The organism is Paenibacillus sp. FSL R5-0486 (assembly GCF_037975155.1).
GTDB classification, from domain to species: Bacteria; Bacillota; Bacilli; order Paenibacillales; family Paenibacillaceae; genus Paenibacillus; species Paenibacillus amylolyticus.
The window spans coordinates 4,394,708-4,407,206 of the sequence record NZ_CP150237.1 but is presented as its reverse complement, the minus strand read 5'-3'; the positions used below and the strand labels follow the sequence as shown (position 1 = coordinate 4,407,206).

The following is a 12,499-nucleotide window of genomic DNA, read 5'->3' as shown; positions in this document are numbered from 1 at the left end:
ACTGGAATGGAAGGGACCGTACATTGCAATGAAATTTGCCGTATTGGATTTCGAAACAACCGGCACGCAGTCCGACGGTGAGATTATACAGGCCGGACTTGCCATCATAGATCATGACTACAGCATAACTCAAATATATAGTTCTTATGTGAACCCTGGTGTACCGATTCCCCCGTTTATTTCGGGGTTGACGGGTATTACCGATGCAGATGTGGCGGACGCTCCTTCACTCGAAGAGATGATGATGGAGATGGTTCCGCTGCTTAATGATGTGGTGCTTGTTGGACACAACGTCGCTTTTGATTTTCACTTTTTGCAGAATGCTCTTGACCGTTGCGGTTATTTGCCGTTCACTGGCCGCATTCTGGACACGATTGATTTTCTGAAGATCACATTCCCATCACTGGGTTCTTATCAACTCGGTTATGTGTCTTCCGAATTTGGATTTCAACATGATCGCCCTCACCAGGCAGACAGTGATGCACTGGCGACAGCCTATGTGCTACTCAAGTGTCTGGATGAGTTAAAGGAATTACCGCTCATAACGATTCAGCGTCTCAGTGACCTGTTTGCACCAGAAGACAGTGACTTGGGTTGGTTTTTGGACGGAATGCGCAGTGAGAAGGAAGCAGAGCCGATTCAGGACCTGGACGGACATACCTATTATCGTCAGCTTGCTCTTAATGTAAGTGATTGGACCGATATTGGTGCACCACGCGATGAGCGGGAGGCTAACCCCCTCGATGGTGTAAGCTTCGAACAGTTTATGGACCAGGTTCGGGAGAATCTGAAGGATACACTGGATCATTACGAAGAGCGTGAAGCGCAGACTCAGATGTTCAGCAGTGTAAGGCAAGCCTTGGATGAAGAGAAACATCTCTTGATCGAAGCTGGAACGGGTACCGGTAAATCTCTAGGGTATCTGTTGCCTGCTATTTATGAAAGTGTGAAGCAAGAACAGAAAGTTATGGTTAGCACGCATACGATCAATCTGCAGGAGCAATTGAGAGAGCGGGACATTCCGATGCTGACTCAAGTGGTTCCGTTCCCGTTTAAGGCTGCTGTATTCAAAGGACGTGGACATTACCTGTGCCTGCGCAAATTTGAACACAAAATCAATAAACGTGAATTCGCCACACCGAAAGAGGATTATTTCACAGCTGCTCAGATGATCGTCTGGCTTACGCAGACCGAAACCGGAGATGATGAGGAACTTAACCTTAGCGGACGCGGAGGGGACTTCTGGGAGACCGTACAGAGTGAATCCGAATCATGTCTGGGAAGATCCTGTCCATGGTTCCGTAAATGCTTCTACCATCGTGCCAAACATGAAGCAGGGTTGTCTGATATCGTAATCACCAATCACTCCAAATTATTTACGGATGTGAAAGCCGCGCATCAGCTGCTGCCGGCCTATGAGAGTCTTGTGATCGATGAGGCACATCATCTGGAGGATGTCGCTGGTAAACATCTTGGAATGCATATGAAATATTTCACCTTGGTTCATACACTGACCCGCCTATTTAAAGACAGTCGTAATGGTCAGCTACCTATGCTTCGTTCGCAGTTTTCCGGGCATGAAAATTCGGTGCAATGGGGCTCCATGGTGGATCAGATGTTCCCGCTCGCTCTTGAAGTTAAGGAGCTGTGGGATCGTATGAGCGATGCCTTGTTTGGTCTCTTGCCTGAACGAAGTGATGCTTCACCGGGAGAGACGGGGCAATTTTCACTGCGTCTGAAAGCATCTCAGAAACCTGCAAAATGGCAGGAGTTGCAGGATCTGGAGAACCAGATCTATGTGACTCTGGGCGATTTGGTTCGCAAAGGGGACAAATTGCTGCTTGAAGTGAAAGAGGATCAGGATGATTATCAATCGGATAGTCTGATCACGGACATTACAGGATTGCTGAAAGATCTGACCACATTGAAGGAGAATCTACGTTTCTTCATGCGTATGGATGACGCCAAAACGGTGTACTGGATGGAAGCCAGCGGCCAATTCCGCAGCAAATCTCTCCAGCTGTATGCCGTACCTGTAGATGTGAGTGCACAACTTAAGGATTTATTTTTTGATAAAAAGAAAAGTGTTGTGCTTACATCGGCTACGCTTTCGGTAGATAAGTCATTCCAGTTCATGATTGAACAGCTTGGCTTGCAGGAAGCCGCCGAGAACAATCGGCTATTAACGTCGATGTTGCCATCACCTTTCAACTATCGCGATCAGGCACTTCTGGTGATTCCGCGTGATTTCCCAAGTGTGAAGGGAAGTGTGGGTGATGCGCACTTTGTTAATATGCTGGTGCAATCACTCGCAGAGACGGCAATTGCTACGCGTGGACGCATGATGGTTCTGTTTACTTCATACAAGATGTTGCGACAGGTCTATGATCCGCTGAAGGAGGCACTGTCTGGCAACGACATCTCGTTGCTTGGGCAAGGCGTTGACAGTGGAAGTCGTTCCAAATTGACTCGCAGGTTTCAAGATGCCAAAGCAACGGTACTTCTGGGCACAAGTAGCTTCTGGGAGGGTGTAGATATCCCGGGAGAGGCGTTAACTTGTCTCGCTATTGTGCGACTGCCTTTCCAGCCACCGAATCATCCGTTGGTGGAAGCCAAGAGTGAGTTGCTCCAGGAACAGAAGAAAAATCCGTTCATGAAACTGTCCGTGCCACAAGCGGTCATTCGTTTCAAGCAGGGATTTGGCCGATTGGTACGTACAGCAAAGGACAGAGGAATTGTCATTGTTTATGATACACGGGTGATTGAAGCGTATTATGGTAAATTCTTTTTGTATTCATTACCTGGTCCCAAAATGGAGCATATGCTCACGGAGCAAATGGTTCCACGAATTACTGAGTGGTTGGAAAAACCTGCTAATGAACAAAAATAATGGTTGTTTTGTTCGTTATATCATTGCATGACACTATCGTTTGGCGTTAAACTTTATTAGATATTTCCGTATCCGATTAAAGCAGTTGCACGTAAGAACTTATAACCTAAATTACAAGGAGCATTCTGTATAAAATGTCACGTTTATCTTTGAGTTTTATACAGAATGCTCATCTTTTCATCTATTATTTTATCGTGGCCTTGGTAAGGGGGAGCAAGAATGAAATCGGATAAAATTTCGGAAGCGGTGGTACGACGTCTGCCTGTTTACTTGCGTTATTTGAACGAGTTGCATCAGCGTGAGGTGGCTACTGTTTCTTCTCAAGAGCTTGGACAGAGGCTGGATCTGAATCCGGCCCAAATTCGTAAAGACCTGGCTTACTTCGGTGATTTTGGTCGTAAAGGGATCGGGTATGATGTATCCTATTTGATCGAGAAAATTCGTCACATTCTCAAAATCGATCAGCAAATTAATGTAGCTCTGGTAGGAGCGGGTAACCTCGGTCAAGCCTTGTCCAACTACAACGCATATCTGAAAGACAACATGAAGATTGTTGCTGTATTTGATGCATATGGACCGAAGATAGGTAGTCAAATCAACAGTTTGACGGTAAAACCAATGGATGAATTGACGGAAGCGGTTAAAATGGAAAACATTCGCATCGGAATTATCACGGTTCCGGATACGGAAGCCCAAAATGTAGCCGATCAGCTTATTGAATCAGGAATTGAAGCGATCCTTAATTTTGCACCAACCATTCTAAAAACACCGCCGCATATCCGCATTCACCATGCTGACTTTACAACGGATCTGCTTAGTTTGGCCTATTACTTGGAGACTGGAAAGGACGACGAGGAAGATGACAACAAATAGATGGGTAATTCACAACGGCAAATTTGCCGTTAATGAAGGCGGCACAACATGGAACGTGGTCCACGGATACATGGTTGTTGAGAATGACAAGATTGTGCATATTGGTGAGACATTGCCGGATGAAGACAAAAATTGTACCAAAGTGGATGGAAAAGGACTGTTCTTCCTGCCGGGTCTGATCAATACGCATGGTCATGCAGCGATGTCGTTGCTCAGAGGGCACGGAGACGATCTTGCATTGCAAGTATGGTTGCAGGAAAAAATGTGGCCGATGGAAGCGAAAATGACTTCAGAAGACGTATATTGGGGAACTTCGCTATCGGTGCTTGAAATGTTGAAAGGCGGAACTACAGCTTTCCTGGACATGTACGATCACATGGATCAAGTTGCCAAAGTTGTGGAGCAATCCGGCGTTAGAGCAGCACTGGCACGTGGTGTAATCGGGTTGTGCTCGGAAGAAGAACAATTGCGGAAGCTGGAGGAGTCGGCTGCGTTTGCGCGTGAGTGGAATGGACAGGCAGATGGTCGCATTACAACCGTAATCTCGCCACATGCACCATATACATGCCCTCCTGACTACATAGAGAAGCTTGTGCAGGTCGCGAACGACCTAAACCTTCCCCTTCATACACATATGTCGGAAACGCTTCGTGAAGTCGAGCAGAACGTGGCTGATTATGGACTGCGTCCTGTGGCACATCTGGAGAAACTGGGCTTTTTCTCTCGTCCATCCCTGGTTGCACATGCGGTGCATCTGAATGACGAAGAGATTGAGATTCTGGCCCGTCATGATGTGGCTGTATCCCATAACCCGGGAAGTAACCTGAAACTCGCTTCCGGTGTTGCGCGGGTACCTGCGTTGCTGAAAGCAGGAGTTACCGTGTCACTCGGAACAGACGGACCGGCAAGCAACAACAACCTGGATATGTTCGAGGAAATGAGACTGGCTGCATTGATCCACAAAGGTGTATCTGGTGACCCGACGGCAGTGCCAGCAGGCGAAGCGTTATTACTCGGAACGTCATACGGTGCCAAATCTATCTTCTTGAACAATACCGGAGCACTCCAGGTCGGCATGAAGGCTGACTTTATCGCCTTGGACATTGAACAGGCACATTTCTATCCACATACAGACCTGATCTCACATACAATCTACTCGGCTTCTGCTAAAGATGTTGAGCACGTATGGGTGGATGGAAAACAAGTGGTGAAACATGGCGAATGTCTGACGCTGGATGAAGAACGCATTTTGCGTGAGTCTCAATTGGCATTTGATGGTCTGCTTGCTCGTTAATTGCAGGACAGCATCATAGGGAAAGGAAGTTCGGCTTTTGAAGAAAAAAAAGAAGTGGATATGGATTTCGCTGCTTGCACTGGTTCTGATTCTGTTTGGACTTCAGCGTTATTACGTCCATGTCACGCAGGACCAACGCAAGGAAGAAGCGCTCGCCATACAGGCAGCACAGGAGCAACTGGGCATTACATCCTATGATGAATTGCGTAAGTACATCTGGGGAGACAAAGAAGGCTCTGACAACATCTACTGGACCCTGATCGGCAAAAACAAGGATAACCAGGATGTTATGGTCTGGGTTAAGTTCGACGCAAACAATCAGCCGGTTAAGGGTGCAAACGCTGTACACAGTGAGCTGCTGCAGAATGGCATGTCCGAAGCGCAGATACGCAATCGCTTCAGTTCTGAAGTTCCTGCCGGTGAGATTAAACGAATCATGCCCGGAGTTGTGAATGGAATATATGTGTGGCAAGTGTATTATAAAGATGGTACGCACAACCACTATCGCTTTTATCGTTTTAGCAACGGAGAACAGGTGGACCTGGTCTACACACTCCCGAACAGCTAGAACAAGATAGAGTGAGATAACTAGAGAATTAAAGAAATGAAAGAACCGGCAGACGGATATCCGACTGAACCGGTTCTTTGTGTTGTCTGTAAACATATTTGATTTAAATAGTTAAAATTAATAATTTATTCATATTTTCGCCTTCGAAATTGTATATACGATGTGATATACTCAGATATGTACTCAAAGTTACATTCAAAAACAAATAATCCTGTCGAAATTCTCGCAGGAGTCAATGTACACATATTCGTATATACCAATAAGCCAGTAGGTTGGGCCAAAATCTGGGAGGGGTAATTCACTTGAAGCTAAAAGTATTGCCTATTGCTATAACTGCCGTCATTTCAGCCGTTGTGTTGTTTGGAGGTTGGTTTGTATATCGTCAGGTGGCTGTGCAGAATCCGATTGAAAAAATGGTAACCCAGTACGATGGAGTCAATGACGTTCAATTAACTATTAACCGCAATGACGTACAATTGAAACTTGATCTGCAACCTGATGTTGATTTGGGCAGACTGGTACAATATATTCACAAAGAAGGACAGACCCTGATTGGAACACGCTCACTAAAGTTGGATGTTGTGGATCATTCCAGTGAAGCACTGGAAAGTTGGTGGGGTGATGCGATGTTCACCGTAGCTCAGGCGATGGAGAACAAGCAATACACCGAGATTACACCAACGTTGTCAAAGATGGCGACGAATGGAATTAAGGTAAATACAGCGATGGATGACAACAATGTATATGTCAGTCTCAGAGACGGAGATGCCAGCAAGTTTATTATTCTGCCGCGTGTGCCCGGTCAGATAGGAGTGTGGCCTAATGCCTAAGTGGACAAAAGAAGTTGCCATCGGATTTTTTCCCGTATTGATTATTTTCCTTGCTTTTACTGGTGTTAATATTGTTCCGATCCTGATTGCAGCAGTGCTTGTCGGAGCTTTGCTGTTCATGATGCAAATGCGTGGCGGGATTACAGTAGGCGCTGCACAGGAACGTAAACGGAAGAAAAAAGGACCTTCCAAGCTTACTTTTGAAGAAATTGGCGGACAAGACAGTGCTAAGCAGGAATTGCGTGAAGCGCTTGACTTTCTGATCAAACATGAAGAAATCCGGAAGTTCGGGATTCGCCCGTTAAAAGGGATCTTGCTGACGGGCCCTCCAGGGACAGGGAAAACGTTGATGGCCAAGGCTGCTGCCCATTACACCGATTCTATTTTTGTAGCAGCATCGGGTAGTGAGTTCGTGGAAATGTATGTTGGTGTGGGTGCCAGCAGAATTCGGGATTTGTTCAAGGACGCGAGAACCCGTGCCACCAAGGAAAATAAGGAAAACGCTATTATCTTTATCGATGAAATCGATGTCATCGGGGGGAAACGTGAGGGTGGTCAACAGCGTGAATATGATCAGACCCTGAATCAGCTCCTGACGGAAATGGATGGAATCTATTCTTCCGATACGCCAAGAATTCTGGTTATCGCTGCAACGAACCGTAAAGAGATGCTGGATAGCGCCCTGACGCGACCGGGACGTTTTGACCGCCACATTCAAGTGGACTTGCCTGACAAAAAGGGCAGAAAGCATATTCTGGAACTGCATGCGGTGAACAAACCTCTGTTGAAGGAAGTTAATCTGGAGAAAACAGCAGAAGAATCATATGGTTTCTCCGGTGCACAGCTCGAAAGTGTGATGAACGAAGCAGCAATATACGCCATGAGAGACGGGCTGTTAAACATTGAACAGCGGCATCTGTCCCTGGCTATTGATAAAGTCATGATGGGTGAGAAGACAGACCGTGAGTCCAGCGTGGAAGAGAAGAAAAGGGTCGCCATTCATGAGTTGGGACATGCCATTATGGCTGAACTCGTTCGTCCAGGTAGTGTTAGTCAGGTGGCACTTAGTCCGCGTGGTCAGGCGCTGGGATATGTACGTCATAACCCGCAACAGGAACAGTTCCTCTATACGAAGCGCTTTCTGGAAGAGCAGATCATGATTGCACTCGGAGGAGCAGCTGCGGAGGAAATGTACTACGGTGGTCGTTCCACAGGTTCACGCAATGACTTTGATCAGGCAACCAATGTTGTACAGACGATGATGGCTTCGGGGTTGACTTCACTTGGGATTGTGAACATGGATATGGTCACAACCGAGGAACTGATGCGAGAGAATAAATTAATTCTGCAAGAACTGATGGAACAGACAAAGCAGTTGCTTGAAGAGCAAAGGACAATTTTCGACAATTCACTCGACATCTTGATTCGTGAGGAAGTTTTGTCTGGCGAACAATTTCGTTGTCAATTTCGTGACAGTGCCCTTCTACCAGCATAATTTATTTATGCTGGTTATTTTTTTTTACATTTCACTCGTGCTAAGATATTATTATATGTTGGGTCGAAATTTGTAATTTTCGGCGAACAGGGTACAATAGAGAAATAGAGAACCGAAAGGATGGAGCAGAACCATGTTTTTCAAAAAAATAGGAGTTGTCGGCGGCGGTACGATGGGACAAGGTATTTCCCAGATGCTCGCAGCCAAAGGACTTGATGTGCTTCTCGTGGAGCATACAACACAAAAGCTGGATCATGCATATGACATGATCGAAACCAATCTGGATAAACAACTGGAGAAATGGGCGATTACAAAAGCGGAGAAGAAATTAATTCTTTCCCGTATCACCAAGGTAGCTCATTTAGCTGAACTTGGAACTTGCGACATGGTCATTGAGACAATTTCAGAAGATCTGGATGCGAAAAAAGCAGTATTCAGCCAACTGGACCAAGTTTGTCCAAGCAATGTCATTCTGGCAAGTAATACATCCACGCTGAGTTTGACCGAGCTTGCAAGCTCGACCAAATACCCAGAGCGTGTTATTGGTATGCACTTTATTCACCCGGTATCCCGGGTTGATCTTGTAGAGATTATTCGTGGACTGAAAACTTCGGATACAACATTCGAAGAGACCAGACGTTTTGTTGAAGAAGTAGCGGACAAAAAAGGAGTCATGATCTATGAATCACCTGGATTCGTAACTTCCCGCTTGATCTGCCTGCTGATTAACGAAGCGTTGCATGTATTGCAAGAAGGTGTTGCATCTGCTGAAGATATCGATGATGCAATGCGTATCGGATACAACTTCCAACATGGACCACTCGAAATGGCTGACCGTTTCGGATTGGATTCTGTTGAAGCTGCACTCGAAAGAATGTTCCGTGAATTCGGAGAATTGAAATATCGTCCTTCTACAGTCCTGAAGAAAATGGTGCGTGCAGGACACCTGGGTGCCAAAACAGGCGAAGGATTCTTCAAGTACGACAAGGATGGTGACCGACTGTGAAAGTACTCGTAATTAATGCGGGGAGTTCCTCGCTCAAATATCAACTGTATAATATGACTGACGAATCTGTACTGGCTAAAGGTTTGGTAGAACGGATCGGAATGGATTCCTCCATCTTGACACACAAACCGACAGGCCGTGAGGATGTTACAGAAGTTAGTGAGATTCTGGAGCATACAACAGCGATCCGTAAAGTCATTGATATTTTGACTCACAAAGAAAATGGTGTACTGGATTCTGTAAGTGAAATTCAAGCTGTTGGACACCGTGTTGTTCACGGTGGTGAAGCATTTAAAGAATCTGCATTAGTAGATGATGCTGCCAAAGCTGAAATTCGTCGTTTGTTCGACTTGGCTCCACTTCATAACCCTGCAGCAATGATGGGTATTCGTGCGGCTGAATTAAATATGCCTGGTGTGCCACAAGTTATGGTCTTTGATACAGCATTCCATCAGACGATGCCTGAAAAAGCTTACCTGTATGCTATTCCGCGTGTACTTTACAAAAAATATAAAGTACGTCGCTACGGCGCACATGGTACTTCCCATGATTTCGTAAGCAAGGCAGCTGCTGAATATCTGGATCGTCCAGTGGAAGATCTGAAAATTATCACTTGTCACGTCGGTAACGGCGGTAGTGTAACAGCAGTTAAAGGTGGCGTATCCGTTGATACTTCGATGGGTATGACTCCGCTTGAAGGATTGATGATGGGAACGCGTTCTGGTGACCTTGACCCAGCCATCGTACCTTATGTAATGAACAAGGAAGAACTGAGCGTAAGTGAAGTGAACTCCATGTTGAACAAACACAGTGGATTGCTTGCGATCTCCGGAATCAGCAGTGACATGCGTGAGATTACGGAAGGTATGGAGAATGGCGATGCCAACTCCACGCTTGCTTTTGAAATGTACGAATACCGTCTGCGTAAATACATCGGCTCATATGCAGCTGCAATGAACGGTGTAGACGTGATCGTCTTTACGGCTGGTGTAGGTGAGAACTCCGTTGTACTTCGCCAAAAAGTATGTGAGCAACTCACTTATCTGGGTGTTGAACTGGATGAAGCGTTGAATGCCATTCGTTCTGGCGAACCACGCCGGATTACAACAGCGAACTCCAAAGTGGAAGTTCTCGTTGTGCCAACAAACGAAGAATTGGTAATTGCACGTGATACACACCGAATCGTATTGAATTCTCAGTAATCTAACTGTAAAGTAAATATAGAATGACAAGGAAGTGCAGAGGACAGGCATAAGCCTGCCCGCTGCATTTTCAAATTCAGGAACCAAGGGGAGATATGGGCATGAATACGAATTGTGTAATTCGTAATGTGAACGAGCATGTGGGCGAAACCGTAACAATCGGTGCCTGGATTAACAACAAACGTTCCAGCGGTAAAATTCAGTTTTTGCAGCTACGTGATGGAACCGGATATATCCAAGGGGTTGTTGTGAAAAGTGAAGTTAGTGAAGAGATCTGGAACAATGCCAAGAGCCTGACTCAAGAAAGCTCTTTGTATGTTACAGGTATTATTCGTGAAGAACCTCGCAGTGCGTCCGGTTACGAGATGACTGTTACAGGGGTTGAGATCATTCACCTGACTGAAAACTATCCAATTACGCCTAAAGAGCATGGTGTCGATTTCTTGATGGATCATCGTCATCTGTGGCTTCGTTCTACGAAGCAACGTGCTGTTATGGTGATTCGTGCAGAGATTATTCGCGCTGTTCAGCAGTTCTTTGATGGTAACGGATTCACACAAGTTGATCCTCCGATTTTGACACCATCGTCTGCGGAAGGAACAACGAACCTGTTCCACATCAAATACTTTGATGAAGATGCTTATCTGACACAAAGTGGTCAATTGTATATGGAAGCCGCAGCCATGGCTCTGGGCAAAGTATATTCCTTTGGTCCAACATTCCGCGCAGAGAAGTCCAAAACACGTCGTCACTTGATTGAGTTCTGGATGATTGAGCCGGAAATGGCATTTGTAGATCACGAGGAAAGTCTGCGCGTACAAGAGAAATTTATCGCTCATGTTGTTCAATCCGTGGTGAAAAACTGCCGTGCAGAACTTGAATCTATCGGTCGTGACGTATCCAAACTCGAAGGCATCGTAGCTCCATTCCCGCGTATTACGTATGATGAAGCGATTGAATTCCTGCATGGACAAGGCTTTGATATTCCTTGGGGAGAAGACTTTGGTGCACCACACGAAACAGCTATTGCTGAGAAGTACAATACACCTGTCTTTATCACGCATTACCCTGCTGGAATCAAGGCTTTCTATATGAAACCAGATCCGAATCGCCCAGAAGTTGTTCTCTGTGCTGATATGATTGCACCAGAAGGCTACGGAGAGATTATTGGCGGTTCGCAGCGTATCGATGATCCGGAATTGATGCAACAACGTTTTGAGGAGCACAATCTCTCGGATGAAGCTTACCAATGGTATCTGGATTTGCGTAAATACGGATCGGTTCCTCACTCCGGTTTCGGTTTGGGATTGGAGCGGACGGTAGCATGGATCTGTGGATTGGATCATGTACGTGAAACAATCGCATTCCCACGTATGCTCTATCGTCTGTACCCTTAATGTTTAACCGAGGAGCATCTATGGAAGACACCACATCCAAAGCTTGGTTGGATGGAGCAGCTTATGGCATGACTTCGGGTACAGCCCATCTGCCGTATGCCTTGTTACGTTTTTATCACCAGCTTGGCCTATCAGATGCAGAAGTGCTTCTTCTGATTCAACTGCTAGGGTTCCGTCAGGCAGAGTTCAATGAGTTTCCCACGCTTGAAGAGCTTGCGGCGCGCATGGGACTTGTACCTGAAGGCATTGCCAGAATGTTGCAACGTCTGATGAGGGATGGGTATATTGCTATTGACGAGCACCGTGACGAAGAACGGGACATCCAGTACGAGCGATATGATTTACATGGATTATATGCCAAGCTTGCAAAGTGCACTGCTGAAGAAGTAGCCGCATTCCGTGCGGAGCAGCAGAGTAGCAATTCAGCACGTCAAGATTCGAACAGTGTTCAAAAAGAAGAGGAAGAACGGAACATGTTCTCCATCTTTGAAAAAGAATTTGGACGTCCGCTCTCTCCAATGGAGTGCGAGACGATATCCGGCTGGTTGGATCAGGACCGTTATCAAGAGGAATTGATTCTAATGGCTCTGAAGGAAGCGGTTTTTGCAGGCAAAGTACATTTCCGGTATATCGATCGAATACTGCTTGAGTGGAGTCGCAATCGTGTTAAGACCGTTCAAGACGCGAAGGCGTACACACAGCGGTTTCGTAATGGTGGACGTTAATTCCAGCGTAGGCAGGGACAAGAAACAGGCCAGAAGTCATTCTGTGCCTGTTTTTTTTGGATTAAAGATTGGATGAGTGATCAGCAACATCAACCTTTCAGGCAATGATTTCATTTTGTTTTACAAAAATTTGATAGATCACGCAGGGGTTAACACACAAGCTGTCGTCTATTGTATTGGAGAGGAGGGGAGAGTTATTGATGAAGCGCGCGTAATCGA

The 12,499-nt window shown here is 45.9% G+C and carries 10 protein-coding genes; all 10 read left to right on the top strand.

Features of this window, described 5'->3' with window-relative positions; translation table 11 throughout:
- Positions 1 to 28 precede the first annotated feature (28 nt).
- The 10 genes from dinG (at position 29) to MKY01_RS19465 (ending at position 12,280) form a co-directional block, all read left to right on the top strand.
- Positions 29 to 2,890, top strand: coding sequence for an ATP-dependent DNA helicase DinG (gene dinG / locus MKY01_RS19510; RefSeq protein ID WP_339283234.1), 2,862 nt, complete (start codon positions 29 to 31; stop codon positions 2,888 to 2,890).
- Between the two features lie 219 nt (positions 2,891 to 3,109).
- The gene (locus MKY01_RS19505; protein ID WP_076317448.1) at positions 3,110 to 3,763 is read left to right on the top strand and encodes a redox-sensing transcriptional repressor Rex; all 654 of its coding nucleotides are present in this window, start codon (positions 3,110 to 3,112) and stop codon (positions 3,761 to 3,763) included.
- Positions 3,750 to 5,057: an amidohydrolase gene (locus MKY01_RS19500; protein WP_036671995.1), complete on the top strand. Its 1,308-nt coding sequence runs from the start codon at positions 3,750 to 3,752 to the stop codon at positions 5,055 to 5,057. The genes MKY01_RS19505 and MKY01_RS19500 overlap by 14 nt, the downstream gene beginning before the upstream one ends.
- A gap of 37 nt (positions 5,058 to 5,094) precedes the next feature.
- Complete coding sequence (locus tag MKY01_RS19495; RefSeq protein ID WP_047843541.1) at positions 5,095 to 5,625, top strand: DUF5590 domain-containing protein; 531 nt, start codon at positions 5,095 to 5,097, stop codon at positions 5,623 to 5,625.
- 302 nt (positions 5,626 to 5,927) lie between these two features.
- Positions 5,928 to 6,455: a hypothetical protein gene (locus tag MKY01_RS19490; protein ID WP_036671991.1), complete on the top strand. Its 528-nt coding sequence runs from the start codon at positions 5,928 to 5,930 to the stop codon at positions 6,453 to 6,455.
- Positions 6,448 to 7,950, top strand: coding sequence for an AAA family ATPase (locus MKY01_RS19485; RefSeq protein WP_036671989.1), 1,503 nt, complete (start codon positions 6,448 to 6,450; stop codon positions 7,948 to 7,950). The genes MKY01_RS19490 and MKY01_RS19485 overlap by 8 nt, the downstream gene beginning before the upstream one ends.
- Positions 7,951 to 8,083: 133 nt before the next feature.
- Positions 8,084 to 8,956, top strand: a complete 873-nt coding sequence (locus MKY01_RS19480; protein ID WP_017687750.1) for a 3-hydroxyacyl-CoA dehydrogenase NAD-binding domain-containing protein — start codon at positions 8,084 to 8,086, stop codon at positions 8,954 to 8,956.
- Positions 8,953 to 10,158 (top strand): acetate kinase, encoded by a 1,206-nt coding sequence (locus MKY01_RS19475; RefSeq protein ID WP_036671987.1) that lies wholly within the window; start codon positions 8,953 to 8,955, stop codon positions 10,156 to 10,158. Before MKY01_RS19480 ends, MKY01_RS19475 begins: the two co-directional genes overlap by 4 nt.
- A gap of 101 nt (positions 10,159 to 10,259) precedes the next feature.
- Entirely contained in the window at positions 10,260 to 11,555 is a 1,296-nt protein-coding gene (gene asnS, locus MKY01_RS19470) for an asparagine--tRNA ligase (protein ID WP_017687752.1), read from the top strand.
- Between the two features lie 20 nt (positions 11,556 to 11,575).
- Positions 11,576 to 12,280, top strand: a complete 705-nt coding sequence (locus tag MKY01_RS19465) for a DnaD domain-containing protein (RefSeq protein WP_339283233.1) — start codon at positions 11,576 to 11,578, stop codon at positions 12,278 to 12,280.
- Positions 12,281 to 12,499 lie beyond the last annotated feature (219 nt).

What these genes read in the sequence shown, in the direction of transcription:
- MKY01_RS19480 (WP_017687750.1), top strand. Translation starts at nt 8,084, where the DNA reads ATGTTTTTCAAAAAAATAGGAGTTGTCGGCGGCGGTACGATGGGACAA.
- MKY01_RS19500 (WP_036671995.1), top strand. Translation starts at nt 3,750, where the DNA reads ATGACAACAAATAGATGGGTAATTCACAACGGCAAATTTGCCGTTAAT.
- MKY01_RS19465 (WP_339283233.1), top strand. Translation starts at nt 11,576, where the DNA reads ATGGAAGACACCACATCCAAAGCTTGGTTGGATGGAGCAGCTTATGGC.
- dinG (WP_339283234.1), top strand. Translation starts at nt 29, where the DNA reads ATGAAATTTGCCGTATTGGATTTCGAAACAACCGGCACGCAGTCCGAC.
- MKY01_RS19485 (WP_036671989.1), top strand. Translation starts at nt 6,448, where the DNA reads ATGCCTAAGTGGACAAAAGAAGTTGCCATCGGATTTTTTCCCGTATTG.
- MKY01_RS19505 (WP_076317448.1), top strand. Translation starts at nt 3,110, where the DNA reads ATGAAATCGGATAAAATTTCGGAAGCGGTGGTACGACGTCTGCCTGTT.
- asnS (WP_017687752.1), top strand. Translation starts at nt 10,260, where the DNA reads ATGAATACGAATTGTGTAATTCGTAATGTGAACGAGCATGTGGGCGAA.